This is a genomic window from Kitasatospora sp. NPDC087271 (genome assembly GCF_044744605.1).
GTDB lineage: Bacteria > Actinomycetota > Actinomycetes > Streptomycetales > Streptomycetaceae > Kitasatospora.
The window spans coordinates 120,129-145,542 of sequence record NZ_JBIUYQ010000021.1; the positions used below are offsets into that span (position 1 = coordinate 120,129).

Here is a 25,414-nt window from a genome sequence, read left to right on the forward strand (position 1 = left end):
CCCGGAATGCGTACGGCCGGCCTCAGCTCAGCGTGACCCGCACGCCGATCGTCCCGCCCCTGCCGAAGCGCAGCACGTTCGCGGTCAGCGCGATCGCGCACAGCAGCCCGTACTTGCGGCGCAGCAGCTTCCGGTAGGCGGGCGCGCGGCCGGGGTCGAGGACGGCGGTGGCCGGGACCTGCTCGCCGAGCAGGGTGCCGCGGATGTCGCTCGGCCCGACCAGCACGTCGGAGCGGTTGCGCAGCCGCTTGACCTTGCCGGTGCGGGTGACGGTGGTGAAGACCAGCGCGTCGCCGTCGCGCGCCACCCAGACCGGGGTGGGCACGGGGGTGCCGTTCTTGCGGTGGGTGGTGAACAGCAGGTACTTGGCGGCGGCGAGTTCGCTCAGCCGGGCGGCGGCGTCCGGCGCGCGGGAGGCGTCCAGTGCGGGGGAGGTGTCCATGCGCGTCAGCGTAGGAAAGCGCAACGGGGCACTGCTTGAGTCTGGTTGGGGCCGCGGGCGGAGGGCGCCACGCCCGGGCGCCCCGGGTGCGGCCGGGAGCTGTCCCCGGTACCTGCCAGAATGCAGGGCGTACGGCGAAAGCACTGAAGGAGAAGGTGACCGGCTTCGTGACCACGCCAGTCGAACAGGTGGCCCGGCAGGCCCAGCAGGCGATCGAGCGCAAGATCGCCGAGGAACTGGGCGTTCGCGACGGGCAGGTGAAGTCCGCGGTCGAGCTGCTCGACGGCGGCGCGACCGTGCCCTTCGTGGCCCGCTACCGCAAGGAGGTCACCGGCTCCCTGGACGACGCCCAGCTGCGCACCCTGGAGGAGCGGCTGCGCTACCTGCGGGAGCTGGAGGAGCGCCGGGCGGCCGTCCTGGAGTCGATCGAGGCCCAGGGCAAGCTGGACGACGCGCTGCGCGCGCAGGTGCTGGCCGCCGATTCCAAGGCCCGGCTGGAGGACATCTACCTGCCGTTCAAGCCGAAGCGGCGCACCAAGGCGCAGATCGCCCGCGAGGCGGGCCTGGAGCCGCTCGCCGAGACGCTGCTCGCCGATCCCTCGCAGGATCCGGCGGCGCTGGCCGCCCGGTTCCTGAACGAGTCCGTCGCCGAGCCGGCCGCCGCGCTGGAGGGCGCCCGGGCGATCCTGGTGGAGCGCTTCGGCGAGGACGCCGACCTGGTCGGTTCGCTGCGCGAGCGGATGTGGACCAGGGGCCGCCTGGTGGCCACCGTGCGTGACGGCAAGGAGCAGGACGGCGCCAAGTTCGCCGACTACTTCGACTTCGCCGAGCCGTACACCAAGCTCCCCTCGCACCGCATCCTGGCGATGCTGCGCGGCGAGAAGGAGGAGGTGCTGGACCTCGACCTCTCGCCGTACGACGGCGAGGAGGGCGATCTGCCCGGCGAGAACGACTACGAGCGGCGGATCGCCGCCCGCTTCGGCATCGCCGACCACGGCCGCCCGGCCGACAAGTGGCTGGGCGACACCGTCCGTTGGGCCTGGCGCACCCGCGTCCTGGTCCGGCTCGGCATCGACCTGCGGTCGCGGCTGCGGGCCGAGGCGGAGGAGGAGGCGGTGCGCGTCTTCGCCGCCAACCTGCGCGATCTGCTGCTGGCCGCGCCGGCCGGCACCCGCGCCACCATGGGCCTGGACCCGGGCTTCCGGACGGGGGTGAAGGTCGCGGTGGTGGACGCCACCGGCAAGGTCGTCGCGTACGACACGATCTACCCGCACCAGCCCGCCAACAAGTGGGACGCCGCGCTCGCCACCCTGGCCGCGCTGGCGAAGAAGCACGACGTCGACCTGGTGGCGATCGGCAACGGCACCGCCTCCCGGGAGACGGACAAGCTCGCCGAGGACCTGCTCAAGCGCCACCCCGAGCTGAAGCTCACCAAGGCGATGGTCAGCGAGGCGGGCGCCTCGGTCTACTCGGCCTCCGCCTTCGCCTCGCAGGAGCTGCCGGAGCTGGACGTGTCGATCCGCGGCGCGGTCTCGATCGCCCGCCGCCTCCAGGACCCGCTGGCCGAACTGGTCAAGATCGACCCGAAGTCGATCGGGGTCGGCCAGTACCAGCACGACCTGAGCGAGGTGAAGCTCTCCCGCTCGCTGGACGCGGTGGTCGAGGACTGCGTCAACGCCGTGGGCGTGGACGTCAACACCGCCTCGGCGCCGCTGCTCACCCGGGTCTCCGGCATCACCGGCACGCTCGCCGACAACATCGTGGCCCACCGCGACGCCAACGGCCCGTTCCGCACCCGCCGGCAGCTCAAGAACGTCTCCCGGCTGGGCCCGAAGGCCTTCGAGCAGTGCGCGGGCTTCCTGCGCATCCCCGACGGCGACGACCCGCTGGACGCCTCCAGCGTGCACCCCGAGGCGTACCCGGTGGTGCGCCGGATCCTGGCGTCCACCGGCGGGGAGCTGAGCGGGCTGATCGGCAACGGCGAACGGCTGCGGGCCCTGCGACCGGGCGACTTCGCCGACGAGGTCTTCGGCATTCCGACCGTCACCGACATCCTCGGCGAGCTGGACAAGCCCGGCCGCGACCCGCGCCCGGCGTTCCGCACCGCGACCTTCAAGGAGGGCGTCGACAAGATCGGCGACCTGGAGGTCGGGATGGTGCTGGAGGGCGTGGTCACCAATGTGGCCGCGTTCGGCGCCTTCGTCGACGTGGGCGTCCACCAGGACGGGCTGGTGCACGTCTCGGCGCTGTCGAGGACCTTCGTCAAGGATCCGCGCGAGGTGGTCAAGCCGGGTGACATCGTGAAGGTCCGGGTCGTCTCGGTGGACGTGCCGCGCAAGCGCATCGGGCTGACCCTGCGGCTGGACGACGAGGTCGGTCGCGACCGGGGCGGCGACCGCGGTGACCGGGGCGAGCGCGGCGAGCGTGGTGGCGACCGTGGCCGGGGCGGCGAGCGCGGCGACCGGCAGGCCCGCCCGCCGCGCCAGGAGCGCCGGGGCGGCGGCCAGGACCGGCGCGGCCAGGGCGGCGGCTCCGGCGGTTCGGGCGGTTCGGGCGGCGGCGCGCCGCTGGCGAACAGCGCGATGGCGGACGCGCTGCGCCGGGCGGGCCTGACCGGCGGCGACGCCTCGGGTGACCGCCGCTCCGGGCGGCGCTGAGCGGTTGAGGCGCTGAGCGGCTGAGGTGCTGAGCGGCTGAGGTGCTGAGGTGCTGAGCGGCTTATCGCCGCGGCCGGGGCCGGGGGACGTCTGCGCGTCCGCCGGCCCCGGCCGCCGTGCGGGTCGGGTCGGGCCGGGTCAGGCCAGGAGCTTGTCCTTGGCCTTCTGGTACTCCTCCTCGGAGATGGCGCCCTTCTCCTTCAGGTCCGCCAGTCTCGCCAGGTCGTCGACGTGGCTGCCGCCGCCCCCGGGTGTGCCGGTTCCGGCCGCCTCCCGGATGTAGGCCTTGACGGCGGCCTCGCTCTGCCGGACCTGGGCGGCGTCCCGCTCGCTCATCGACTTCCCGCGGGCGATCACGTAGGCCAGCACACCGATCAGCGGCAGCACGATCACCAGGAGCAGCCAGCCGGCCTTGGCCCAGCCGCCCAGGTCGTGGCTGCGGAAGATGTCCGTGATGATCTTGAACAGCAGGAAGAACCAGAGGATCCAGAGGAACAGCTCCAGCATCGTCCAGAAGATGTTGAGCACCGGGTAGTCCACGGCCAGCATGTTGGTGTCCATGGCCGAGTCATATCATCGCAAAACGGACAATGCTCTCTGTTGTTCGGCCGTTCCAGTGGTCTTCCGGCCCGGCGGGAATATCTCGGAGCGGGGGCTCGGAGGGGCGGGGGATCAGCCCCGCCCGGCCCGCCGCCGCAGCTCCACGGCCAGCCCGATCAGCTCGCCCCACCAGGCGTCGTGCCCGGCCAGCAGCAGCCGCTGCGCCTCGTCCGCCGGCACCGCCCGCACCTCGACCACCTGCTCGCCGTCCGCCGGGTTGGTCGGCGTCGAGTCCACCGTGACCTCCGCCCAGCCCCACAGCCACGCCTTCTCCGGGTGCGGCTGCCACGGCCGGTACGGCGTCGGGTCCTCGGTGCGGCAGCGGTGCGCGCCGAGCCAGTCCGGCTCGCCGAGCAGCCGGGCGCCGGCCTCCTCGCGCAGCTCGCGCGCCAGGCAGGTGGCGATGCTCTCGTCCTGCTCCCGGGTGCCGCCGGGCAGGAACCAGTGGTCCCGGTCGTCCCGGCAGAGGACCACCTTGTCGTCCGCGAAGCCCACCAGGTGGATGTTGGTCACCAGCTCGTCCGGCGGCAGCACGGTGGAGAACAGCGCGTCGTACCGGCCCCAGGTCCAGTACTGCGGGGCGTGCAACGCGGGGAAGAGGGTGGCGAGTTCGGCGGATCTGTCGTCGGTGTCCGCCTGGTGCGTGGTGTCAGTCATTCGGTGATCGTAGTGCCGGCCGGGAAACGCCGGGGGGCGCTCGGATGGACGAGTGTGATGTCCGAGGTGGAGATGGCCCGCGGCCGGCGGCGGGCGGCCTCGACCGGCTCGCCGACCCAACTCCCCAGCGAGATCTCGGCGGTGATGCCCGGCCCGAAACCGGCGATCAGGCCGGTGGTGCCGTCGGCCACGCCGCCGTCGGCGAACAGCCGTGCGAGCGCGTCGAAGACGACGGCGCTGGCGATGTTGCCGCGCTCGGTCAGCGTCGCGCGGCTGTACCGGAAGGTGGCCGGCTCCAGGTTGAGGAAGTGGCAGAGGTCGTCGAGGATGCGCGGGCCGCCGGCGTGCACGATGTAGAAGCCCAACCCGGAGACGTCCCAGCCGTGTTCGACGGCCAGGCCGCGCAGCGCCGGGGCGAGCATCTCCATGGTGCCGGGCACCCGCTTGTCCAGCTGGAAGTGGAACCCGGTGTCCTTGACCCCGTAGGAGATCCAGTTCTCGGTGTCCGGGACGAGGTGCGAGCCGTTGCGCTCGACGTGCACGCCGGTGCCGCCGTGTCCGCGCATCACCACGGCGGCGACGGCGTCCCCGAACAGGCCGTTGGAGAGCAGCGAGCCGACACCGAGGTCGGTCGGCTGGTAGCAGAGCGAGCAGAACTCGCAGGAGACGATCAGCACGTTGGCGCCCGGGTAGGCGCGGCAGAAGTCGTGCGCGCGGTTGACGGCGGCGCCGCCGGCCGCGCAGCCGAGCTGGGCGATCGGCATCTGGCGGGTGTCGGAGCGGAAGCCCAGGGCGTTGATCAGCCAGGCGGTCAGCGACGGCATCATGAAGCCGGTGCAGGACACGTAGATGATCAGGTCGATGTCCCGGGCGCCCAACTCGGCGTACCCCAGCGCCCGTTCGACCACCTCGGGGACGCGGAGCTTGGCCTCCCGCTCGTAGACCGCGTTGCGGGCGGTGAAGCCCGGGTGGGTGAGGGTCTGCTCGATCGGCTGGACCAGGTGCCTGGTCCGCACCCCGGTGTTCTCGATCAGCCGCAGGGCGAGGCCGAGTTGCGGGTGGCCGGCGTGCAGGCTGCGGGCCAGGTCGAGGGTCTGGTCGAGGGTGATGACGTTCTCGGGTACGGCGACGGCAGGGCGGCAGAGTGTTGCCATGGTGCGGGTCTCCCCTGGGTGGCCTGGCCGGGCGGGCTGGCGAGCGGCCCGGGCAGGCGGCCTACGGATGCGTCGGACGGGCGCCGTGCGGTGCTCCGTGGCGGAGGCGGCGGCGCGGGGAGGAGGTCACCAGGCGAGCGGCAGGGTGCGGGGGTAGCGCCAGATCGACCCGGTGTGCCAGTCGAGTTCGGACGGCGGGACGGCGAGCCGCAGGCCGGGGAATCGCCGCAGCAGGGTGCCGATGGCGACCTGGAGCTCCATCCGGGCCAGGTGCGCGCCGAGGCAGTGGTGCTGGCCGTGGCCGAAGGCCATGTGGGTGGGGGCGCCGCGGTCGAGGTCGAGTTCGTCGGGGCGCTCGTACATCGCCGGGTCGCGGTTGGCGGTGAGGTAGGAGACGTGGACGGCCTCGCCGGCCCGGATCAGCACGCCGCCCAGCTCGACGTCCTCGGTGGCGACCCGGGCGATGCCGACGCCCTGGCGGAACGGGATGAAGCGCAGCAGCTCCTCCAGCCCGCGCGGCAGCAGTTCGGGCTGGGCGCGCAGCTTGGCGAGCTGTTCGGGGTGGGTGAGCAGGGTGTAGGTGATGTTGCTGAGCTGGTAGGTGCTGGTGTCGTGGCCGGTGACCAGCAGGACCATCGCCATGACGGCCAGCTCCTGGTCGTCCAGCAGTTCGTCGCCGTCGCGGGCGGTGGCGAGGGAGCTGATCAGGTCCTCGCCGGGGTGGGCGCGGCGGGCGGCGGTCAGCTCGGTGAAGTAGCCGCGCAGCGCGGCCTTGGCGGCTTCCTGGCCGGCCCGGCTGCCGGGGCCCATCGTCATCATGGCGACGGCGTGGCCGCGCAGTTCGGCGCGGTCCTGCTCGGGGATGTCCAGCAGCTCGCAGATGGTGGTGAGCGGGAGCCGGCTGGAGAGGAAGTGCACCAGGTCGGCGGGGGAGCCGTGTTCGGCCATCTCGTCGAGGTAGCCGTCGACGATCCGCTGGGTGGCCGGGCGCATCCGCTCGACCTGGCGGTTGGTGAAGCCCTGGGCGACGAGGCGGCGCAGCCGGTTGTGGGCCGGCGGGTCCATCAGGTTGATCGCCTCGGCCTGGGCGATCGGGGCGGGCGTCATCCGGGGCAGGTCGCGCCCGATGCCGGCGGCGCGGCTGAACCGCCGGTCGGTGGTGACGATCCGGACGTCCTCGTAGCGGGTGGCCAGCCAGGCCTCGCCCTCGCCGTGCGGCAGTCGGATCCTGGCGATCGGGGCCTCGGTGAGCAGCCGCTTGAGGAGCGGGTCGAACTCCAGGCCGTCGGTGTGGTTGAAGGGGCAGTCCCACACGGGGGCGGAGGTAGTCACGGGCCTGTCCAAATGTCTTGGAAATGCCGCCCGAACGGTCATTTCTCGTTCGGGCGCGGACAGAGAGATGTTCCCCCATGAACTGGCAAAAATGTGAATCAGACCGGGAGTTAGCTCTAACGAGTTAGATAGCTGATTGTCATGCGAATCAAGGGAGTTGACTGGACGTCAATCGGAACCGCCTCCCGGCGAGACCAACCCGGTCTCGTACGCGAGGACGACCGCCTGGGCCCGGTCGCGCAGGTCGAGCTTGGCGAAGATCCGGGCGACGTGCGTCTTCACCGTCGACTCGCTGAGCGTCAGTTCGGCCGCCAACTCGGTGTTGGACAGCCCGCGTCCGAGCAACGCCAGCACCTCCGCCTCGCGCGGGGTGAGCGGGGCGAGGTTGCGGTGCAGCGGCGGGCCGTCGGCGCCGGGGGCGGGACGCGGGGCGCCGGCCGCGAAGCGTTCGACCAGCCGCCGGGTGATCGAGGGGGCGAGCAGGGCGTCCCCGGTGTCCACCAGGCGCACGGCGGCGGCGAGATGGGCGGAGGTGACGTCCTTGAGCAGGAAGCCGCTGGCCCCGGCGGCGAGGGCGGCGTAGACGTAGTGGTCGAGGTCGAAGGTGGTCAGCATGATCACCCGGCAGCCGGGCGCCCGGGCGAGGATCCGGCGGGCGGCCTCCAGGCCGTCCATGCCGGGCATCCGGATGTCCAGCAGCGCGACGTCCGGCCGGTGCGCGACGGCGGCCGCCACCGCCTCGGCGCCGTCGGCGGCCTCGGCGACCACGTCGATGCCGCGCGCGGTGAGGATCATCCGGAAGCCGGTGCGGACGAGTTCCTGGTCGTCGGCGATCACCACCCGGGGGCGGCGCTCCCGCTCCGGCTGCTGCTCCGGCCCCCGCTCCGCCTCGGCCCCGGTCACGGCCGGTCCAGCGGGATGCGGGCGCGGACCCGGTAGCCGCCGCCGAGCCGGCGCCGGGCGTCGAGGTCGCCGCCGTACACGGCGACGCGCTCGCGCAGGCCGAGCAGCCCGCGCCCGGCGCCGTCGGCCGGCCGGGCGGGCTGCGCGGGCGCGGCATCGGCGGGCCGCGCGGGCGCGGCGTGGGCGCCCGCCAGCACGCTCGGCCCGCTGTTGAGCACTTCCACCCGCAGGTAGTGGTCCGCGTAGCGCACCGTCACCTCGGCCGTCACCCCGTCCCCGTGTTTGAGCGCGTTGGTCAGCGCCTCCTGGATGATCCGGTACGCCGTCACGTCGACGCCGCCGGGCAGCGGTCTCGGCTCGCCCGAGATCCGCACCTCCACCGGCAGCCCGGCGAAGGCGAACCGGTCGATCAGCGGCCCGAGGCGGCTCAGGCTGGGCTGCGGCGCGAAACCGTCCGCCTCCTCCCCGGTGCCGTCGGCGGCCGGGGCGAGCAGTCCGAGCAGGTGCCGCAGCTCGGTCATCGCGTCGCGCCCGGCGGCCTCGACGGCGCCCATCGCCGCCGCCGCCTCCCCGGGCATGGTGGCGATCACCTCGCGCGCGGCCCCGGCCTGGACCACCATCAGACTCACGTTGTGGCTGACGATGTCGTGCAACTCTGCTGCGATGCGCGCCCGTTCGGCTTCCACGGCGGTACGGGCGGCGCTCTCCCGCTCCCGTTCCAGCAGCCAGCCGCGCTCGCCGATGGCCGCCCGGTGCAGCCGCCGCGCCCGGGCGAGCGCGACGCCCAGCCAGCCGGCCGCCGCGACCGCCGTACCCGCCACCGCTGCACTCGCCACCGCTACGGCGGCCCAGTTCGTCCCCGTTCCCCACACGCCGCCAGTTTCCCAGTCCAGGCCATGATCGACATCATCCGGGGGTGCCGCCCGCGTACATCCCGGGTACTACGGCCGCCCCGGCTACACCCCGGGTGGGACGCCGGGCCCGGGGGCCCGCGCCTACCGTCGTCCACCATGAGCAACGACCACGACGGGACCACCCCGCCGGACGACGCGCAGACCGTCGTCGAGCTGTCCGGGGTCCACAAGGAGTTCGGCGACGCCAAGGCGCTCGACGGCGTCGACCTGCGGATCCGGGCGGGCGAGGCGGTCGCCGTGATGGGCCCCTCCGGGTGCGGCAAGTCCACCCTGCTGAACATGGTCGCCGGGCTGGACCGGCCGACCTCCGGCACCGTCCGGGTGCACGGCCAGGACCTCGGGCGGCTGAACGAGACCGGCCTGGCCCTGTTCCGCCGCCGCCACATCGGCATGATCTTCCAGTTCTTCAACCTGATCGACGACCTGCCCGCCCTCGACAACGTCGCCCTGGCCGCCCAGCTGACCGGCACCACGGCCCGCCAGGCGCGCCGCCGCGCCCTGGAACTGCTGGACGAACTCGGCGTCGCGCACCGCAAGGACACCTACCCGGCCGCACTCAGCGGCGGCGAGCGCCAGCGGGTCGCGGTGGCCCGGGCCCTGATGAACCGCCCGGCGCTGCTGCTCGCGGACGAGCCGACCGGCGCACTGGACAGCCGCTCCGGCGAGCAGGTGATGGACCTGCTGATCGACCTTAACCAGATCGGCCAGACCCTGCTGATCGTCACCCACGACCCCGACCTGGCCACCCGCTGCGCCAGCCGCCTGGTCGAGGTCGCGGACGGCAAGGTGGCGCGCGAGCGGGCCCTGGAGGCGTCCGCATGACCGGCGCCGTGTGGCGGGCGTCCCGGGCGGCCGTGAAGCGCCGCCGGGTGCAGACCTTCGTGATCGGCCTGGTCGTCTTCTGCTCCACCACGACCGTGCTGCTCGCCCTCGCGGTGATCAGCGCCGCCCGGGCCCCCTTCGACGACGCCTTCGCCGCCGAGCGCGGCGCCCACGTCGTCGCGGCCTTCGACCCGGCCAGGGCCTCGGCGGAGCAGCTGGCCGCCACCGCCCACCGGCCGGGCGTCGAGGCCGCCGCCGGGCCGTTCGACCAGGCCGTGGTGGAGATCCCCACCGACTGGGTCGGTCGCCCGCCGGGCCCGCTGACCCTGGTCGGCCGGGCCGATCCGGCCGGGCCGGTGGACCGGTTGCGGCTGCTGGGCGGCCGCTGGGCCACGGCGCCCGGCGAGGTGGTCATCCAGCAACCGGGCGGCGGCGCCGCGACGAGGTTCCTCGGCACCTCGCTCACCACCGCCACCGGGCTGAAGCTCACCATCGTCGGCTTCGCCGGCAGCATGAGCCAGTCCGCCGGCGGCTGGGTCGTCCCCGAGCAGGCGGCGGCCCTGCACCCCACCGGCCGCCAGATGCTCTACCGCTTCGCCGACGCGGACACCGAGCAGCAGGTGACGGCCTCCCTCGGCGCGGCCACCGAGGGCCTGTCCGAGGACGCGCTCGCCAGCACGCAGTCGTACCTGGTGCTCAAGCAGGCCTTCTCCGCCGGCGCCGACGCCTACCTCCCGCTGATGACGGTCTTCGGCGTGCTCGGCCTGGTCGTCGCCGCGCTGATCGTCGGCAACGTGGTGAGCGGCGCGGTGGTCTCCGGCTACCGGCACATCGGCGTGCTGAAGTCGATCGGCTTCACCCCGCGCCAGGTGGTCACGGTCTACCTGACCATGGTCTCGGTGCCCGCGGTCGCCGGCACGGTCCTCGGGACGGCGGCCGGCTGGGCGGGGGCGTACCCGATCCTGGAGACCGCCTTCAGCGGCATCTCGACCGGCACCGCCGTGATCGAGCCGGCCGGCTGGCTGCCCGCCGCCACCCTGGTCGGCGTCCCGCTGCTGGTCGTCGCCGCCGCGTTCGTCCCGGCCTCGCGCGCCCACCGGCTCTCCGCCGCCCAGGCGATCTCGGCCGGCAGCGCGCCGCGCACCGGGCGCGGGCTGAAGGTCCAGCGCCGGCTGAGCGGCACCCGGCTGCCGCGCGCCGTCAGCCTCGGCCTCGGCCAGCCCTTCGCCCGCCCGGGCCGGACGGCGCTGACCATGGCGGCGATCGTGCTCGGCGTGGTCACCGTGACGGTCACCACCGGCCTGAGCAGCACCCTGGCCAGGAGCATGGCCCCGGCCGACGACAAGACCCACGTCAACGTGCAGACCGGCCACTTCCAGAGCAACCTGGCCGAGCCGCGGCTGACCCCGGCCCAGACCGAGGCGATGCTGCGCGCCACCCCCGGAGCCGCGCAGGTCGTCACCCGGGGGCTGGTCCGGGTGGGCGTGGTCGGCCACACCCAGCCCGTCTTCATGGACTTCTACGGCGGCGACGACATCGCCGCCACCAGGTGGCTGCGGGTGGTCAAGGGCCGCCCGGCGACCGGGCCGGACGAGGTCCAGGCCGGGCCGGCCTTCCTCGACCAGCGCGGGCTCAAGCTCGGCGACCGGATCACCCTGAGCCTGGAGGGCCGGCAGCTGGCCGTCACCATCGTCGGCGAGGAGATCCAGGGCAACGCGAACGCGATCACCTCCAACGACGCCACCCGGGCCGAACTCACCCCCGACCCGCACACGGTCGAGTACGACGTGCGGCTCGCCGACGGCGCCGACACCGCGGCCTACCGGAAGGCGGTCACGGACGCCGACCCGAGCCTGACGCCCTCGGTGGTCACCGCGAGTTCGGTGGGGCCCGTCGTCGCGATCCAGACCTTCAGCACGGTCTTCACCGTCCTGCTGTCGGTGGTCGCCTCGCTCGGCGTCTTCAACACCCTGCTGCTCACCATCCGCGAGCGCCGCCGGGACATCGGCATGCTGAAGTCCATCGGCATGACGCCCCGCCAGGTCGTCGCGATGACGGTCACCTCGGTGGCCTGGCAGGGCGCGCTCAGCGGTGTCATCGGCATCCCGGTCGGGATCGTGGTGCACCGGCTGATCGCCGAGAACGTCCGGATCCTGGCCTTCCCGGAGCACATGATCGACGTCTGGGGCGCCCCGTTGCTCGCCGGGCTCGCACTGGCGGGCGTCGCGATCGCCGTCCTCGGCGCCCTCGTCCCGGCCCGCTCGGCGGCCCGGCTGCCGATCGCCGAGGTGCTGCACAACGAGTGAGCGGGGGCGGCCCGCGGCCGGCCCGCGGGCAGCGCACGGCCGGCCGGGCGGTTCGTCGCCCGGCCGTCCGGGTGCCGTCCGGCGGGCCTTCGGCCGCATGGCTGACGCCGGGTCAAGGCCCGGCGGTCGAGCGCCTATCATCGCGCCATGGCCACCGCTGAGCTGATCCGCATCGTCTCCCGCTCCTCGCCCATGGCGCTCGCCCAGGTCGAGCGGGTCCGCGCCGAACTCGCCGCCCTGCACCCGGGCCTGCGCACCGAGGTGGTGCCGGTCACCACCTCCGGCGACCGCTGGATGGGCGACCTCGCCCGGCTCGGCGGCAAGGGCGCGTTCACCAAGGAGGTCGACGCCGCGCTGCTCGCCGGGGAGGCCGACGTCGCCGTGCACTGCCTCAAGGACGTGCCCGCCGACCGCCCGCTGCCCGCCGGCACCGTCTTCGCCGCCTACCTGCGCCGCGACGACATCCGCGACGCCCTCGTCCACCCCGGCGGCCTGACCCTCGCCGAACTGCCGCCCGGCACCCGGATCGGCACCTCCTCCGTTCGCCGGGTCGCCCAACTCGCCGCCTCCCACCCGCACCTGGTGTGCGTGCCGATCCGCGGCAACGCCAACAGCCGGCTGGCCAAGCTGGCCGCCGGGGAGGCCGACGCGCTGCTGCTCGCCGTCTCCGGGCTGGAGCGGATCGGCGAGCAGGCGCGGATCACCGAGATCCTGGACCTCGACGCGATGTGCCCGCCGGTCGGCGCCGGCATCCTCGTCCTGCAGTGCCGCGAGGACGACGTCGTCACCGTCGACGCGGTCGCCGCGCTCGGCCACCGCGACACCTGGCGCGAGGCGGCGGCCGAGCGGATGTTCCTGCACGTCCTCCAGGGCCACTGCAACAGCCCGATCGCCGGCTACGCCAAGGCCGAACCGGACGGCCGGCTGTCGATGCGCGGCCGGGTCTTCAGCCCGGACGGCAAGCAGGTGCTGGACGCCCACGAGTGGGCCGGCGCGCTCAGCCCCGAGGACCTCGGCACCTCCACGGCGCTGGCACTCAAGCGGCAGGGCGCACAGGAGCTGATCGCGGGCATCCCGCACTGATCTCCGGCATCTCGCACTGATCTCCGGCATCCCGCACTGATCTCCGGCTCTGCGACCGCTACCGGAACAGCAGTTCGGCGAAGCGGTCCACCTGGTCCACCTCGGGGGACCAGCAGTACAGCATCACCTCGTCCGCGCCGATGGCCGTGAAGCCGGCCACGGCGGCCCGGATCGCCTCCGGCGTGGTGAGCAGGCCCTCCTCCATCCGGTCGGCACGGCCGCTGGACTCGTAGTACGCACGGATGTTGCGCCGGGCCTGCTCGACCGTCTCCGCCGAGCCGAGGACGGCGTTCGCCTGGGCGACCAGCCGGGGCCGGCCGTCGCGGCCGTGCCGCTGCCAGGACTTCTCGACGTCCTGGAACAGCCCGGCCATCGCCTCCGGCGGCACCCCCGCGCCGAGGAAGCCGTCCCCGAACCGGCCGACCCGGTCCAGCGCGGCCGGGGCGAAGCCGCCGAACAGCACCTCGGGGCCGCCCGGTGTCACCGGCGCGGGCCCGACCGGGCCGACCCCGTCGCCGAACGGCTCACCGGCCCAGAGGCGGCGCAGCACCGCCATCCGCTCGTCCAGGAGCCGGCCCCGGCGGCGCGGGTCGATGCCGGCGGCCAGGAAGTCGTCCTCCCGGCCGCCGACGCCGAGGCCGAGCGTGAACCGCCCGCCGGAGAGCAGGTCCAGGGTGGCGGTCTGCTTGGCGAGCAGCGCGGGGACGTGGTGCGGCGCGAGCAGCACCTCGGTCTGCAGGCGGACGCGGGACGTGGCGCCGGCCAGGGCGGCCAGCGTCACCAGCGGCTCGGGGTTGTCGAACACCACCCGGTCCGCCAGGCCCAGCGTGCTGAACGGGCCGGCGTCGGCCCGCCGGGCCCACTCGAACAGCAGGACGGGGTCCTGGAGGGGCAGACCGAGGCCGATCTTGACGGCCTGCGGGGCGGCTTGCGGGGCGGGCTGAGAAGCGGGCTGAGGGTCGGGCTGCATGGGGATCATCCTCCGGAGGGCAGGCCGCATACGGGCGCCGCCCCTCCGCGGGCCCGCGCGCGGTGCGCGGCCCTGCTCCCCGTCCTGCGGCTCGTCGTTCCGGGGAGCGTGCTCGTCGGAGTGCGGCGACGGTGGCGCGAGGTGTTCCCTGGGTCCAACGCCGTTCCCCTCGCGTCCGTGCCTGGAATGATGCCCGGTAATCGCCGGAGAGTTGACGATTGGCCGTGCCCGGCGTCCGAAATCGGCTCGCCCGGGGGGCGCGGGAACCGGCAGAGTACCCCCATGACGAGCGCGGGACTGGACGACGACGGCTTCATCGCACGGGAGGGCTCGTTGGGCCGGGTGCCCCAGGCGTTCGCACCCGTGGTCGTCGCCGCCCGCACGCTGATCGCCGAGGTCTTCGACCGACCCCGGCTGCACAGTGCCTACCTCTACGGCAGCATCCCGCGCGGCACCGCGATCCCCGAGGTCTCCGATCTCGATCTCCTGCTCGCCCTGAGGCAGGAGCCCTCCGCCGCCGACCGGGCTGATGCCGGTGCGCTCGAATCCCGGCTCGACGCATCCTTCCCGCAGGTCAACGGTGTCGGAATCCTCCTGTTCAGCGCCGACACGCTGCTGAGCGAGCTCGAACGTCACGACCTGGGCTGGTTCGTGGCCTGCCTGTGCACCCCTTTGCTCGGTGACGACCTCGCCGCCGGACTGCCCCGCTACCGCCCCACCTCCACGCTCGCCCGCGAGACCAACGGTGATCTCGCCCTTGCCCTCCCGCGCTGGCGCGAGCGGGCGGGCTCGGCCGGTACGCCCGCCGAGCGCCGGGCGCTCAGCCGCGCAGTCGCCCGCCGGATCGTGCGGACGGGCTTCACCCTGGTGATGCCGCGGTGGGGTGGTTGGACCAGCGATCTCACCGAGTCCGCCGGGGCGTTCGCCCGTTACTACCCGGAACGCGCCGAGCAGATGCGTCTGGCGGCGACCGTGGCCCGTACGCCGACGGCGGACCCGACCGTCCTCAAGGTGCTCACCGAGGACCTCGGGCCGTGGCTGGCGGCCGAGTACACCGCCGTCCACGGGGAGAAGACGCCCCGGACCTGAAATCGGACACGTCCTGTCCTACGCCCGGTGCTCGGGCAGCCAGTGCTGCGCGTAGGCGACGGCGTCGCGGAGGCGGAAGAGGCGGGTGGTGGCGGCGCCGACCGTGGCGTGGCGGACGGCCTTCGGGCGGTCGGCCTCGAAGGCGGTGCCGAGTTCGGCGAAGTCGTCGGCGCAGACGGCCCGGTCGCGGACGGTGAGCCGTTGGCGGCCCTCGGGGGTGAGGGCGGCGAAGGAGATGTCCTCGCTCGGGCCCGGGACGCGGTATTCGGCGAGGTGGAAGCAGGTGCAGGAGCCGAAGTCGACGCCCAGCAGCAGGACCTGGGCGTCGCGGTCCTCCAGTCGGGCGAGCGGGCTGGACTCGCCGAGCAGGCAGTCGAGGGCGTGTCCGTCGGTGGTCTCGGCCGCGCCCGGGCCGAGGGCGGAGAAGGAGGTCTGCGGGTGGGCGCTGCGCCGGGCGCCGGGCCAGGTCCGGACGGTCTCGGGGATGGCGCCCATTCCCAGGGTGGGGCTCATCTGCGGGTCGTACGCGGGCCAGGACGCCCGGATGTCGGGCCACCAGGCCTCCGGCACCGGCGGGTTGGACCAGCCGGCGGGGTCGGAGTTGTCCCCGGTGTGGGTGGGGACGACGAGGGTGCCGGTCGGTCCGAGGGCGTCGAGCAGGGCCTGGACGACGGTGACCGGCCCGCCGGAGACCCAGCCGAGGGAGCGCAGCGAGGAGTGCACGAGCAGCGTGCCGCCGGGTTCGACCCCGGCGGCAAGCAGCTCGGCGGCGAGGGACTGGCGGGTGCAGAGGGGGCCGTTGACGCGCATCGGGCCAGCTTGCAGGCCGGTGGGGCCGGTGCGCCAGCGGGTTTTTCCCTCGCCCGGACGCCGCCCGGGTGCCGCCCGGACGCCGCCGCTGACGCACTGCCAAATTGGTCTCGACCATTTGGTCTTGACCATTGCTTTGGGTTCGGGAGTGGAGGAGGATCACCGCGAAGCGCCGGGGGGCGGACTCCGGCGCTCCTCTTGGAGGGAAGAAGGCACCGGCATGGCAATGCGCAAAGCGGTTTCCACCATGGCCCTTGCTGGACTGCTGGCTGCGGGCGGGCTGATGGCCGCCCCGGCTGCTCAGGCATCCACGAGCGTGACGACCGGATACGTCTATGTCGGCATGTACCCGAGCGGCGCCGCGTGCGACGCCGCGGGCCGGGCCTACGTGGCCCGGGGCGAGGCGGTCAGCTACTTCTGTGATGTCGCCCCGAACACGGCCCGCCTCTCCATCTGGGCCTGAGCCGGGTAGGCGCGCGGGAGCGGCAGGCCGCCGGCCGGGCGGCCTGGCCTTGAACTCCCCGTGATAGTCGACGGTCGCGGAGCAGGAAGTCGGTCCGGCCGACTTCCTGCTCCGTCTGTAGGTGGCCCTGCTCGTCAGTGCTCGTCAGCGCTTGTGAGCGCTCGTCAGTGCTCGTCAGTGCTCGTCCGGGAGGAGCGGGAAGAGGCGGGCCACGGCGGCGATTGGGCGGGCGCCGGCAGGGCGGTCGGCCGGGTCGGCCTCGCGGTCGCGGTAGCGGGCCAGCACCTGGCGGACGGCCTCGCCGACGGCGGCCAGTTCGGCGGGGGTCAGGTAGAGGACGGTGCTGAACGCCTCGTCCTGCCGCCAGTCGGCCGGGGCCGTGTCGCGGCGGGCGAGCCAACGCTGGTAGCTCTCGTCCTCCAGGCCGCGCGCGAGGTCCCCGAACTCTTCGGCCGCGGAGGGCTGGTGGGGCTGCTGCGGGAGCCGCCAGGGGCGGGCGCGGCCGTCGGTGGCGGGGGCCTCCTCGATGAGGCCGTGGCGGGCCAGCTGCCGGAGGTGGAAGGAGCACAGGCCGGAGCTGTAGCCGGTGGCGGCGGCGGCCTCGGTGGAGGTGAGGGCGGCCTTCTCGGAGAGGAGGCCGAGGAGCGCGGTGCGTACGGGGTGCTGGGGGAGGGCGCCGGCGGCGGGCGCGGCGAGGTCTTCGGTGTCTTCGGTGCCTCTGGCATCTTCGGTCACTTTGCAAAGTCTGCTACTTTGCAAAGTCGATGACAATCCGTCATCCCCGCCGTCGTGTCGACGGTGTCGACGAGGGAGCGCCGATGTCCGAACCGCGTGAACGCCCGACCGTCCTGCGGATCACCGAGGTGGGGGAGGACATCCTCCGCCGCACCTGCCGCCCGGCGACCGGGGAGGACTACGGCAGCGAACGGCTGGCCCGCCTCATCGAGGACATGTTCGCCACCATGCAGGTCGCCGACGGCTGCGGGCTCGCGGCCAACCAGGTGGACGTGGACCTGAGCCTCTTCGTCTACGACTGCCGCGACGACCAGGGCGTCCGGCACGTCGGCCACGTGCTCAACCCGGTCATCGAGCCCCGCGAGCCCGGCCGCCGGCTGATCGAGGACACCGAAGGCTGCCTCTCCGTCCCCGGCGCCGGCGCCGAACTCGCCCGCCCGGCCGAGGTGGTGGTGCACGGCTTCGACCAGTACGGCGCCGCCGTCACCATCGAGGGGACCGGCTACTTCGCCCGCTGCCTCCAGCACGAGACCGATCACCTGAACGGGCAGCTGTACATCGACCGGCTGTCCGGCCGGGACCGTAAGCGCGTCCTGCGCCAGACCGCCGACCGACGGGAGGACGTCTTCGCTCAGCGGGCTCAGCGGGCTCAGCGGGCTCAGCGGGCCCAGCGCGCGGCCGGGGCGGCGCGGTCGTCGGCCCGCTGACCGCTGACCGCGCCCGACCAGGGCCTCGGCCGGCTGGCGCACCGGAGGCGCCCGTGAGGGCTGTCGGCGCGAACTGGTGTTCAGTAGCATGAAGTCGCCAACGCCCGTGGCTCCGAGGGGACGAGTGACTGTCGAGTGCCTACCGTGACCGCAAGCAGCCTGGCCTTCGACGTCGTCGACATCGACGTGGACGCCGATCTCACGCTGGGCCCCGACACCGCCGAGGACCGGCCCTTCCGCCAGGTCGGCCGGACGGACTTCGACCTGGACAGCCCGATCCTGACGGAGCCCGCGCCGCAGATCACCCAGATGGACTTCGAGGTGGACGCCCCGGGCCTGATGGATCCCCCGCCGCAGGTCGTCCAGATGGACTTCGCCGTCGATATCGCCTGACGCCGCCGACACCGACTGGCGCCGCCCGATGGACCCGAACCGCCCGTACGGCCGCCCCTTCGACCGCTTCCCGACCCGCCGCGAGCACGAGGACCGCTGGGCGGAGCTGGCCCGGGCCATCGCCGCCGCCCCCGGGCCGGACCGCCCCGGGCTGGACGGTGGGCACGCCGAACCAGCCACGCCCAAGGGCGAGTTGACCGTCCTCGGCTCCGGCATCGAGGCGGCCGGGTTCACCCGCGCCGACGAGCGGCTGCTGCGCGAGGCGGACCACGTCTTCCACTGCGTCGCCGACCCGGTGACGGTGGTGCGGATCAAGGCCTGGCGGCCCGACTCCTACGACCTCGGCGTCCTCTACGACGACGCCAAGGACCGCTATCTGACGTACGTGCAGATGTCCGAGGCGATCCTGCACTTCGTCCGGGCCGGACGGCGGGTGGCGGCGGTCTTCTACGGCCACCCGGGCGTGTTCGTCCTCTCCAGCCACCGCGCCGTCCGGATCGCCCGCCGCGAGGGCCACGCGGCCGTGATGCGTCCGGGGATCAGCGCGCTGGACGTCCTGTGCGCCGACCTCGGCGTGGACCCGAGCAGCCCCGGCATGCAGACCTTCGAGGCCTCGGACCTGCTGATCCGCGGCCGGCGGATCGACCCGGGCCTGCACCTGGTGCTCTGGCAGGTCGGGCTGGTCGGCGAACTCGGCTACCAGCGCACCGGGTTCTTCAACCACCGGCTGCCCGTCCTGGTCGACCGGCTGGAGGAGGTCTACGGCCCGGACCACGCGGTGGTCAACTACATCGGCGCCCGCTACCGGGGCACCGCCCCCGTCACCGACCGGCACACCGTCGCCGGGCTCCGGGACCGGGCCGTGCAGCGGACCGTCACCAGCGCCTCCACCTGGTACCTCCCGCCGGCCGTCGCCGCCCCGGCCGATCCGCGGATGCTCGAACGGCTGGGCCTGATCCGGCCCGGCCAGACCGTGCGGCCGCCCACCGGTCCGGTCCGGACGGTCGACGACTACGGGCCGCGCGAACTCGCCGCCCTCGACGGCTTCACGGACTTCCACGTCCCCGGCGGCTACCACTGGCAGGAGGACACGCCCGCCGCCCGCTTCGTCCTCGCCCTGGGGGAGGACGGCGCCCTGCGCGAACGCTTCGTCCGGGAGCCCGAGGCGGCGGTGGCGTCCTGGGCGCCGCCGGATCTCGCCGACGCCGAACGCGCCCTGCTGGCCCGCCGCGAGGACGCGGCCATGCAGGCCGCCGCCAAGGGCCGCTACCGGCGGCCGACCCCGGAGGCGGCGCGGCGGCTGCGCGCCCTGCTCACCCGCAAGTCGGAGGCGCGCGCGCTGCTCCGGTCGGTGCGCGACGGCGGGCTCGGGGGCGGCGTCGACGGGACGACCGTCCGTCGGGACCTGGACACCGTCCTCGCCGAGGCCCTGTACCCGTGGACGGGCCTCTACGGCACGCCGGACGGCGACCTCGACGTCTACGTCCTGGGCCGCGCCACCGACCCGCCCCGGCACCGGGTCCACGTCAACGGGCGGCGGATCACCGGCCCGCGTCACGACCACGGCGTGCTGCGCTGGCAGGCCGAGGACGGCAACGACTGCGGCGGCGAACTGCGCACCGAGGTCGGCCGGGACGGGCGGCGCCGGCTGGTCGGCGCGGTGTGGCCCGCCGGGCGGGTCGCGGCGGCGGAGTTCTCGGTGCAACTCGCCGAGTACGCCCTGCCGGACGTGCCTCCGCTCGCCGACCTGGTCGGCGACTACCGGGCGGCGGACGAGGCCGGGCGCGAACTGGTGGTCTCCGTCGGGCCGGGCGAGGACGGCCCGGCGCTGCGGGTCCGCGTCGCGGTCGACGGCGTGCCCACGGCGGCCGCCGTCGTGGTCGGCCCGGCGGGCTTCGAGGTGGACGGCGTCGCCGTCCCCTACGCCCAGGCCGTGGCGGCACCGGCCGTGCCGCCGTATCTGTACGGCTGCTACCGGGTGCGGCTGCCGGGCGGCCGCGGCGCGGAGCTACGGGTGGCCGCGGACGGCGTCGCCCTCGACGAACAGCCGATCCGCCACGCGGAGTTCACCGGAAAGCGCCTCACCTGGCGCGACGGCCCCGCACCGCTGCCGTCCGCCGAACTGACCCTGCTGCTCGACCCGATCACCCTGCACCCGATGCTCACCGGCACCGGCCGCGCTCCTGGCGGCCCGACCCTCACCGGCACCGGCACCGGCACCGGCACCGGCACCGGCACCGGCACCGGCCACGCGCCCGGCGGCCCACCGCTGCCGGTGGTCGGCATGGTGCCGGTCGCGGCCGAAGAGGCCGAACGCCTGGCCGCCCGACCGCAGTTCGGCCTCCCGGCCGGGCCGTGGGCGCACCTGACGGCGCTCGCCGCCGAGGCGAGCCACGGCGGCGGCCTGTTCTGGTGGCACGGCTGGGAACAGTCCGCCACCGCCCTGCACACGGTGCGGCGCGCGCTCTGGGAGGCGGGTCTCTGAGCTCGCGGATCCGGGGCGGGGGTCAGCCGCCGGACGCGCGGCACGGCGGTCAGCATCGGGAGCGTGAACTCGCCGTTCGATTTCGACAATTCGAGCCAGCCGACGCCGTCATGATGGCCCGTAGGGAATGTCGACGCCGAACTCGGGGACTTGTCGGGGGGTCACCCGGATGCCGCACCCCCGCGCCAGTGGAAAGAATCGCCGCCATGAAGACAATCCGGCGGGCAACCAGATACGCGGTCAGTTGTGCCACCGCCATGGCGATCATCCCCCTGAGCGTGTCGGCCCCAGCTGTCGCGGCACCCGCCGCGACACCGCCTTCGGCGTCCAGTGCGCCGAAGGCCCGGACGGCGAGTGCGTTGTCGTTGCCGAGGCCGACCGGACCGTACGCGGTCGGTCGTGACACCCTGCACCTCGTCGACGATCGGCGCGCCGATCCGTGGGCACCGCAGTCGGGACCGCGACAGCTGATGGTCGACCTCTACTACCCTGCCCGCACCAACAGCGGCACGCCTGCCGCGTACATGAGCACCGCCGAAGCGTCGGCGCTGATCACCTATGCCGGTCTGTCGGGGGCCCTCGAACCGGCCCGCCTCGCCGACACCCGTACCTGGGCCCGGGCCGACGCGGCACCGGCGCGGGGCCGCTACCCGCTCGTCGTGCTGTCCCCCGGTTTCACGGTGCCCCGCTACACCCTCACCGCGCTGGCCGAGGAACTGAGCAGCCGGGGATTCGTGGTGGCGACCGTCGACCACGCCCACGAATCGGCGGCCACCCGGTTTCCGGACGGCATCCTGCCCTGTACGGCGTGCGACGAGTACAACTCCGGCGCCGCCACCCAGGAACAGATCGCCGCAGGCCGCGCCCGGGACGTGTCCTTCCTGCTCACCGAGCTCACCGGTCCGCGCCCGGTGTGGCGGTACTCCACGCTCATCGATCCGGCGAGGATCGGCATGGCCGGACACTCCGTCGGCGGCGACGCGACCCTGGCCGCCATGGGCGCGGACCGACGCGTGCTGGCCGGTGTCGACCTCGACGGCGCCATCACCCCACCGGTTCCCGCGACCGGCATCGACGGCCGCCCGGTCCTGCTGATCGCGGCCGCGGACCCGAGCGGCCCGGACATCGTGCCGTCCTGGAAGAGCAGTTGGCCGAACCTGGACGGATGGAAGCGGTGGCTCACCGTCGCCGGCACCGACCACTACGCCTTCACCGACCTGGACTACCTGGTCAACGAGAGCGGCGTGCTGCCCATCCCGAACGCTCCCCGGTCGATCGCGATCACCACCAGCTATGTCGGCGCCTTCTTCGAACGCCAACTCAAGGGAACCTGCGAGCCGTTGCTCAACGGTCCCAGCCGGGACTTCCCCGAGGTGACCTTCACCAGCCCCTGACCGGCACGGACGGCAGACAGGGTCCCGGCGCCACGGAGGCGGCCCGCCCGCATCGAGGCGACGGTCATGCCGGATGCCCGCCGCTCGTCACCGTCCGCTGCGTGAAGGACTTCGGCCTCCAGACCCGGATGGAGACGGCAGCCTCGGGCCTTCAGGCGGCGGCGGTCGGGGCGAAGTCGACGAAGGCTTGCCAGGCGGCGGGGGAGACCCAGACGAGTTCCATGCCTTCTGACGGCACGCCGACGGCCCACCGCTGCCTAGCGGTGGGCCGTCGGGACAGTGCTCAGACCTCGGCGGTCGCGGCGAACGCCACGAACGCCTGCCACGTGGCCGGCTCGAACGCCAGCTGGGGGCCGCTCTTGTCCTTCGAGTCACGCACGTGGACGACACCGGGGGTCTCTGCCACCTCGACGCAAGCGCCACCCTCGTTGCCGCTGTAGCTGCTCTTGAACCATGCCAGCTCGGTGCTCATCGTTCTCCCAGGATCTTCTCGATCAAGGCCAGGGACTCCTCGGGACCAAGGGCCTGCGCCCTGAGGATGTTGTAGCGCGCGTTCATGATCCGGACTTCCTCCGGGTCGGCGATCAGCCTACTGCTCGTCTGTACCTCGATGTAGGCGTGCTGAGGCCGACCCTTTGGTGCGATCAGGATGAACGGCCCGCCCATTCCGGCGTGCTCAGCTCTGTCCAGGGGCAGCACCTGGATGACCATGCCGCGGGTCCGCCCGACCTCCAGGAGCCGGCGGAGCTGGGCTGCATGCACGTCCCACCCTCCCAGGGGTCTGCGTAGTACGCTCTCGTCGATCACCCAGCTGAACATCCCCCGGGGCCACCGGGTCAGTACCTCCTGGCGCGCCATTCGCGCGGCGACCCGCATCTCGATCACCTCCTCTGACAAGGGGGGCTGCCTCATCGCGTAGACAGCTCGGGCGTGCTCCTCGGTCTGGAGCAGCCCAGGGATGTCGAGCGTGGCGAAGTCATGGGACTCGATTGAGTCGACCTCCAGGGTTGCGTACCCACGGAACCAGGCCGGGTGTCGCAGTCGCGCCTTGGCCCGCGCCCGCATCACGTCGTCCTTCGTGATGGCCAACAGGCCGCCGGCGTTGAGGACTTTGTCCGCCGCCACCAGGAACTCCGGCTGCGGGGTGCGCTTTCCGCGCTCCACCGCGCCGATCAGGTGCTCCCCGTAGCCGACGCGTTCGCCGAGTTCCTTCTGCGTCATCCCGGCCCGCTCCCGGAGCAGCTTGATCTGCTTCCCGATGGCGCGGAAGAAGTCCGACACCTCTCCCAGGTCCTCCGGCAGTTCCGTGCGAACGTCGTCGCTTGACTCGATGTTCCGCGCTGCACCCACCGCGATCACCCCGCTTGTGATTCGGTCACACGAACAAAAACTGTCCGCAGCTGGACAAGCACTCTCCGTACCCCCCAGATGCATGGTCAGCGTACGTCCGCGCCGTCACGATTTTTTCCATGACGACCGACATCCCCCTCGACAGCCCCCGCCGCCACACCATCACCCTCGCCGCCACCCCCAAGGGCGCCGCGATCTGCCGGCGCATCGCCAGACGTCAACTCACCACCTGGGGGCTGAACTTGTCCCACACCGAGCCGTACTACTCGGCTCTCCTGATCGTCGCGGAGCTCGCCGCCAACGCGACGACCCACGGCCGCGTTCCGGGGCGCGGCTTCGAGCTTCACCTCTGCCTCACCACCACCGTGCGCCGGGGCACTACCCTGCGCATCGAGATCTCGGACTGCCGGGGCGACCGTTTCCCCGCCCTGCCCGCCGTCCTCGCCCCCAACTCCCAGTCCGGGCGCGGCCTCACCCTCATCGACGCCCTCGCCGACCGCTGGGGCACCATCCAGCGCCACCCCAACGCCAAGACCGTCTGGGCCGAACTCGACCTCCCCGTCGCCCTCGATGCGTCCTGACGTGACCCGGGGCGCCGCGACCGCCTACACCCTCCTCCCGTTCGCCCTCCTGCTCGCCCTCCTCGCCTGGATCTACCCCCTCGCCGCCGGTCACCCGACCGTCCACCACCCCCACCCGATTCCGACCCCAACCCAGCCCCCGTCCGCCGAATACGGCATGGGAAGTCGGCCCCACCGACTTCCCGCGCCGGACCGGCCCCGGACTCACTTCCCCGGCAGCCGCACCTGCCGTGAGTACACCGGCGGAGTGCCGTCCGTGACGGCGGGCTCCGCGTAGCACTCAAGGAGCAGATCGCCGCGCAGGTCTTCGAGTTCGTACGGCACCTCCTCCAGCAAGGAATCGGCCCACACCTCAAGGGGCGCCCTCGCCAGTGCGGCGTTCGGGACGGGGACGAGCGGTCCCCGGTCCATCGCCTCCCACGCCGCCGTGCCGTCCGCCCCGACGGCGCCCCGATCTACGTGATCATGGACAACCTCTCCGCCCACAAGGGCGCCAAGATCCGCCAATGGGCCCGGAAGAACAAGGTGGAGCTGTGCTTCACCCCGACCAGCGCCTCCTGGGCCAACCCCATCGAGGCGCACTTCGGACCGCTGGGGCAGTTCACCCTCGCCAACTCCAACCACCCCAACCACACCGCCCAGACCCGTGAACTGCACCGATACCTCCGTTGGCGCAACGCCAACGCCCGCCACCCCGACGTCCTGGCCGCCCAACGCCGTGAACGCGCCCGCATCCGCAGCGAGAAGGGACTCCGCTGGGGCGGACGCCCCCTCGCAAGCGCGGCAGCATGACCCTGGACGGATGAACCCTCCTGACCGCAGCCATAGCATCGCCTGATGCGCTACATCGACAACCGAGACGTCAACGAGGCCGTGACCGAGATGGTGCGGGTACTCGGCCCGCACGACGCGGAGGACTGGTCGGTACCAGCAGGTCCGCTGGAATGGAGCTGCTGGACGACGGCCGCCCACATCGCCCATGACCTGCTGGCCTACGCCGGGCAGATCGCCGCACGCCCTACGGACGCCTACCTGCCCTTCGATCTCTCCGTCCGCTCGGACAGCTCCCCGCGCGAGGTGCTCCAGGTGGTCACCGCCTGCGCAGGGCTACTCGGCAGTGCACTGGCCACCGCCAGCCCGGAGGTCCGGGCCTGGCACTGGGGTCCCTGCGACCCGTCAGGTTTCGCGGCAATGGGTGTCGCCGAGGTTCTCCTGCACACCCACGACATCACGCAGGGGCTGGGCGTGCCGTGGCTGCCCCCGGCGCCGCTCTGTGCGGCAGTGCTCCACCGGCTCTTCCCTGATGCCCCACCCGGTGACCCGGCTCATGTCCTCCTCTGGTGCACCGGCCGGGGCGACCTGGACGGCCATCCCCGCCGCAACTCATGGACATGGCAGGCGGCGGTGGCCGAGTGATCAGACCTACCGCGGGCAGACGGAGGGACGCCCCAAACGCGGCGAACCATCCCGGTCGCAGCACTAGACCCGGACTTCGCGGGTCGTTGTTTCAGGTCTGTGGCCAGCGGGTTTGTGTGATGTCGGTGTCGAGGAGGTCGAGGAGGTGGAG

General features: G+C 73.2%; 25 protein-coding genes and 1 pseudogene. 13 read left to right on the forward strand and 13 right to left on the reverse strand.

Annotated elements, in window-relative coordinates:
* Positions 1-22: 22 nt before the first annotated feature.
* Positions 23-442, reverse strand: a complete 420-nt coding sequence (locus tag ACIO9K_RS29175) for a PPOX class F420-dependent oxidoreductase (protein WP_363584025.1) — start codon at positions 440-442, stop codon at positions 23-25.
* 167 nt (positions 443-609) lie between these two features.
* On the opposite strand from ACIO9K_RS29175, the gene ACIO9K_RS29180 reads away from it, so the two are divergent.
* Positions 610-3,099, forward strand: coding sequence for a Tex family protein (locus ACIO9K_RS29180; RefSeq protein ID WP_400334466.1), 2,490 nt, complete (start codon positions 610-612; stop codon positions 3,097-3,099).
* A 138-nt stretch (positions 3,100-3,237) separates the two neighbouring features.
* On the opposite strand, the gene ACIO9K_RS29185 is transcribed toward ACIO9K_RS29180, so the two are convergent.
* From ACIO9K_RS29185 to ACIO9K_RS29210, 6 genes are all read right to left on the reverse strand, one after another.
* Positions 3,238-3,660 carry an SHOCT domain-containing protein gene (locus ACIO9K_RS29185; RefSeq protein ID WP_079135502.1) on the reverse strand — a complete coding sequence of 141 codons (423 nt, stop codon included), beginning with the start codon at positions 3,658-3,660 and terminating at the stop codon, positions 3,238-3,240.
* 111 nt (positions 3,661-3,771) lie between these two features.
* Positions 3,772-4,356 carry an NUDIX hydrolase gene (locus ACIO9K_RS29190; RefSeq protein WP_363619042.1) on the reverse strand — a complete coding sequence of 195 codons (585 nt, stop codon included), beginning with the start codon at positions 4,354-4,356 and terminating at the stop codon, positions 3,772-3,774.
* A complete protein-coding gene (locus ACIO9K_RS29195; RefSeq protein WP_363619043.1) occupies positions 4,353-5,510 on the reverse strand; it encodes a type III polyketide synthase in 1,158 nt (385 codons plus the stop codon). The genes ACIO9K_RS29190 and ACIO9K_RS29195 overlap by 4 nt, the downstream gene beginning before the upstream one ends.
* 126 nt (positions 5,511-5,636) lie before the next feature.
* A complete protein-coding gene (locus ACIO9K_RS29200; RefSeq protein ID WP_363619044.1) occupies positions 5,637-6,842 on the reverse strand; it encodes a cytochrome P450 in 1,206 nt (401 codons plus the stop codon).
* Positions 6,843-7,010: 168 nt separating this feature from the next.
* Positions 7,011-7,745, reverse strand: coding sequence for a response regulator (locus tag ACIO9K_RS29205; RefSeq protein ID WP_400334469.1), 735 nt, complete (start codon positions 7,743-7,745; stop codon positions 7,011-7,013).
* Positions 7,742-8,566: a sensor histidine kinase gene (locus tag ACIO9K_RS29210; RefSeq protein WP_400334471.1), complete on the reverse strand. Its 825-nt coding sequence runs from the start codon at positions 8,564-8,566 to the stop codon at positions 7,742-7,744. Before ACIO9K_RS29210 ends, ACIO9K_RS29205 begins: the two co-directional genes overlap by 4 nt.
* A 189-nt stretch (positions 8,567-8,755) precedes the next feature.
* On the opposite strand from ACIO9K_RS29210, the gene ACIO9K_RS29215 reads away from it, so the two are divergent.
* The 3 genes from ACIO9K_RS29215 to hemC all read left to right on the forward strand — a co-directional run bounded on the left by ACIO9K_RS29215 (position 8,756) and on the right by hemC (position 12,870).
* Positions 8,756-9,481, forward strand: a complete 726-nt coding sequence (locus tag ACIO9K_RS29215) for an ABC transporter ATP-binding protein (RefSeq protein ID WP_363630214.1) — start codon at positions 8,756-8,758, stop codon at positions 9,479-9,481.
* Positions 9,478-11,787 (forward strand): ABC transporter permease, encoded by a 2,310-nt coding sequence (locus ACIO9K_RS29220; protein ID WP_400334473.1) that lies wholly within the window; start codon positions 9,478-9,480, stop codon positions 11,785-11,787. The genes ACIO9K_RS29215 and ACIO9K_RS29220 overlap by 4 nt, the downstream gene beginning before the upstream one ends.
* Before the next feature lie 147 nt (positions 11,788-11,934).
* Positions 11,935-12,870, forward strand: coding sequence for a hydroxymethylbilane synthase (gene hemC / locus ACIO9K_RS29225; RefSeq protein WP_363619049.1), 936 nt, complete (start codon positions 11,935-11,937; stop codon positions 12,868-12,870).
* Between the two features lie 58 nt (positions 12,871-12,928).
* On the opposite strand, the gene ACIO9K_RS29230 is transcribed toward hemC, so the two are convergent.
* Positions 12,929-13,840: an LLM class flavin-dependent oxidoreductase gene (locus ACIO9K_RS29230; RefSeq protein WP_363619050.1), complete on the reverse strand. Its 912-nt coding sequence runs from the start codon at positions 13,838-13,840 to the stop codon at positions 12,929-12,931.
* A gap of 282 nt (positions 13,841-14,122) precedes the next feature.
* On the opposite strand from ACIO9K_RS29230, the gene ACIO9K_RS29235 reads away from it, so the two are divergent.
* Positions 14,123-14,929 (forward strand): nucleotidyltransferase domain-containing protein, encoded by an 807-nt coding sequence (locus tag ACIO9K_RS29235; protein WP_363619051.1) that lies wholly within the window; start codon positions 14,123-14,125, stop codon positions 14,927-14,929.
* An 18-nt stretch (positions 14,930-14,947) separates the two neighbouring features.
* On the opposite strand, the gene ACIO9K_RS29240 is transcribed toward ACIO9K_RS29235, so the two are convergent.
* The gene (locus tag ACIO9K_RS29240; RefSeq protein ID WP_400334476.1) at positions 14,948-15,739 is read right to left on the reverse strand and encodes an aminoglycoside N(3)-acetyltransferase; all 792 of its coding nucleotides are present in this window, start codon (positions 15,737-15,739) and stop codon (positions 14,948-14,950) included.
* A 220-nt stretch (positions 15,740-15,959) separates the two neighbouring features.
* Here ACIO9K_RS29240 and ACIO9K_RS29245 point away from each other — a divergent pair, with 220 nt between their 5' ends.
* A complete protein-coding gene (locus ACIO9K_RS29245; protein ID WP_363584000.1) occupies positions 15,960-16,202 on the forward strand; it encodes a hypothetical protein in 243 nt (80 codons plus the stop codon).
* A 174-nt stretch (positions 16,203-16,376) separates the two neighbouring features.
* Here the strand turns inward: ACIO9K_RS29245 and ACIO9K_RS29250 are convergent, their stop codons facing one another.
* Positions 16,377-16,937 (reverse strand): winged helix-turn-helix domain-containing protein, encoded by a 561-nt coding sequence (locus tag ACIO9K_RS29250; RefSeq protein WP_400334478.1) that lies wholly within the window; start codon positions 16,935-16,937, stop codon positions 16,377-16,379.
* Between the two features lie 83 nt (positions 16,938-17,020).
* Here ACIO9K_RS29250 and def point away from each other — a divergent pair, with 83 nt between their 5' ends.
* From def to ACIO9K_RS29270, 4 genes are all read left to right on the forward strand, one after another.
* The gene (gene def / locus ACIO9K_RS29255) at positions 17,021-17,644 is read left to right on the forward strand and encodes a peptide deformylase (protein ID WP_400334480.1); all 624 of its coding nucleotides are present in this window, start codon (positions 17,021-17,023) and stop codon (positions 17,642-17,644) included.
* A gap of 144 nt (positions 17,645-17,788) precedes the next feature.
* A complete protein-coding gene (locus ACIO9K_RS29260; RefSeq protein WP_363583994.1) occupies positions 17,789-18,037 on the forward strand; it encodes a hypothetical protein in 249 nt (82 codons plus the stop codon).
* A gap of 28 nt (positions 18,038-18,065) precedes the next feature.
* Positions 18,066-20,522, forward strand: a complete 2,457-nt coding sequence (locus ACIO9K_RS29265) for an SAM-dependent methyltransferase (protein ID WP_400334482.1) — start codon at positions 18,066-18,068, stop codon at positions 20,520-20,522.
* Between the two features lie 257 nt (positions 20,523-20,779).
* A complete protein-coding gene (locus tag ACIO9K_RS29270) occupies positions 20,780-21,916 on the forward strand; it encodes an alpha/beta hydrolase family protein (protein WP_400334484.1) in 1,137 nt (378 codons plus the stop codon).
* Positions 21,917-22,199: 283 nt separating this feature from the next.
* Here ACIO9K_RS29270 and ACIO9K_RS29275 read toward each other — a convergent pair whose 3' ends face one another.
* Positions 22,200-22,388: a DUF397 domain-containing protein gene (locus ACIO9K_RS29275; RefSeq protein WP_363583983.1), complete on the reverse strand. Its 189-nt coding sequence runs from the start codon at positions 22,386-22,388 to the stop codon at positions 22,200-22,202.
* Positions 22,385-23,272, reverse strand: coding sequence for a Scr1 family TA system antitoxin-like transcriptional regulator (locus ACIO9K_RS29280; protein WP_400334493.1), 888 nt, complete (start codon positions 23,270-23,272; stop codon positions 22,385-22,387). The genes ACIO9K_RS29275 and ACIO9K_RS29280 overlap by 4 nt, the downstream gene beginning before the upstream one ends.
* A gap of 113 nt (positions 23,273-23,385) precedes the next feature.
* Here ACIO9K_RS29280 and ACIO9K_RS29285 point away from each other — a divergent pair, with 113 nt between their 5' ends.
* On the forward strand, positions 23,386-23,847 hold the full coding sequence (locus ACIO9K_RS29285; RefSeq protein WP_400334486.1) for an ATP-binding protein: 462 nt from the start codon (positions 23,386-23,388) through the stop codon (positions 23,845-23,847).
* Between the two features lie 204 nt (positions 23,848-24,051).
* On the opposite strand, the gene ACIO9K_RS29290 is transcribed toward ACIO9K_RS29285, so the two are convergent.
* Complete coding sequence (locus ACIO9K_RS29290; protein ID WP_400334488.1) at positions 24,052-24,258, reverse strand: hypothetical protein; 207 nt, start codon at positions 24,256-24,258, stop codon at positions 24,052-24,054.
* A 15-nt stretch (positions 24,259-24,273) separates the two neighbouring features.
* On the opposite strand from ACIO9K_RS29290, the pseudogene ACIO9K_RS29295 reads away from it, so the two are divergent.
* Both ACIO9K_RS29295 and ACIO9K_RS29300 read left to right on the forward strand, forming a co-directional pair.
* Positions 24,274-24,639, forward strand: a pseudogene (locus ACIO9K_RS29295) (transposase); the annotation flags it as partial.
* A gap of 45 nt (positions 24,640-24,684) precedes the next feature.
* The gene (locus tag ACIO9K_RS29300) at positions 24,685-25,263 is read left to right on the forward strand and encodes a maleylpyruvate isomerase N-terminal domain-containing protein (RefSeq protein ID WP_363583974.1); all 579 of its coding nucleotides are present in this window, start codon (positions 24,685-24,687) and stop codon (positions 25,261-25,263) included.
* Positions 25,264-25,414: the final 151 nt, after the last annotated feature.

What these genes read in the sequence shown, in the direction of transcription:
- ACIO9K_RS29230 (WP_363619050.1), bottom strand. Translation starts at nt 13,840, where the DNA reads ATGCAGCCCGACCCTCAGCCCGCTTCTCAGCCCGCCCCGCAAGCCGCC.
- ACIO9K_RS29275 (WP_363583983.1), bottom strand. Translation starts at nt 22,388, where the DNA reads ATGAGCACCGAGCTGGCATGGTTCAAGAGCAGCTACAGCGGCAACGAG.
- ACIO9K_RS29195 (WP_363619043.1), bottom strand. Translation starts at nt 5,510, where the DNA reads ATGGCAACACTCTGCCGCCCTGCCGTCGCCGTACCCGAGAACGTCATC.
- ACIO9K_RS29245 (WP_363584000.1), top strand. Translation starts at nt 15,960, where the DNA reads ATGGCAATGCGCAAAGCGGTTTCCACCATGGCCCTTGCTGGACTGCTG.
- ACIO9K_RS29285 (WP_400334486.1), top strand. Translation starts at nt 23,386, where the DNA reads ATGACGACCGACATCCCCCTCGACAGCCCCCGCCGCCACACCATCACC.
- ACIO9K_RS29175 (WP_363584025.1), bottom strand. Translation starts at nt 442, where the DNA reads ATGGACACCTCCCCCGCACTGGACGCCTCCCGCGCGCCGGACGCCGCC.
- ACIO9K_RS29215 (WP_363630214.1), top strand. Translation starts at nt 8,756, where the DNA reads ATGAGCAACGACCACGACGGGACCACCCCGCCGGACGACGCGCAGACC.
- ACIO9K_RS29290 (WP_400334488.1), bottom strand. Translation starts at nt 24,258, where the DNA reads ATGGACCGGGGACCGCTCGTCCCCGTCCCGAACGCCGCACTGGCGAGG.
- ACIO9K_RS29220 (WP_400334473.1), top strand. Translation starts at nt 9,478, where the DNA reads ATGACCGGCGCCGTGTGGCGGGCGTCCCGGGCGGCCGTGAAGCGCCGC.
- ACIO9K_RS29185 (WP_079135502.1), bottom strand. Translation starts at nt 3,660, where the DNA reads ATGGACACCAACATGCTGGCCGTGGACTACCCGGTGCTCAACATCTTC.
- ACIO9K_RS29235 (WP_363619051.1), top strand. Translation starts at nt 14,123, where the DNA reads ATGACGAGCGCGGGACTGGACGACGACGGCTTCATCGCACGGGAGGGC.
- ACIO9K_RS29265 (WP_400334482.1), top strand. Translation starts at nt 18,066, where the DNA reads ATGGACCCGAACCGCCCGTACGGCCGCCCCTTCGACCGCTTCCCGACC.
- ACIO9K_RS29270 (WP_400334484.1), top strand. Translation starts at nt 20,780, where the DNA reads ATGGCGATCATCCCCCTGAGCGTGTCGGCCCCAGCTGTCGCGGCACCC.
- ACIO9K_RS29240 (WP_400334476.1), bottom strand. Translation starts at nt 15,739, where the DNA reads ATGCGCGTCAACGGCCCCCTCTGCACCCGCCAGTCCCTCGCCGCCGAG.
- def (WP_400334480.1), top strand. Translation starts at nt 17,021, where the DNA reads ATGTCCGAACCGCGTGAACGCCCGACCGTCCTGCGGATCACCGAGGTG.
- hemC (WP_363619049.1), top strand. Translation starts at nt 11,935, where the DNA reads ATGGCCACCGCTGAGCTGATCCGCATCGTCTCCCGCTCCTCGCCCATG.
- ACIO9K_RS29300 (WP_363583974.1), top strand. Translation starts at nt 24,685, where the DNA reads ATGCGCTACATCGACAACCGAGACGTCAACGAGGCCGTGACCGAGATG.
- ACIO9K_RS29190 (WP_363619042.1), bottom strand. Translation starts at nt 4,356, where the DNA reads ATGACTGACACCACGCACCAGGCGGACACCGACGACAGATCCGCCGAA.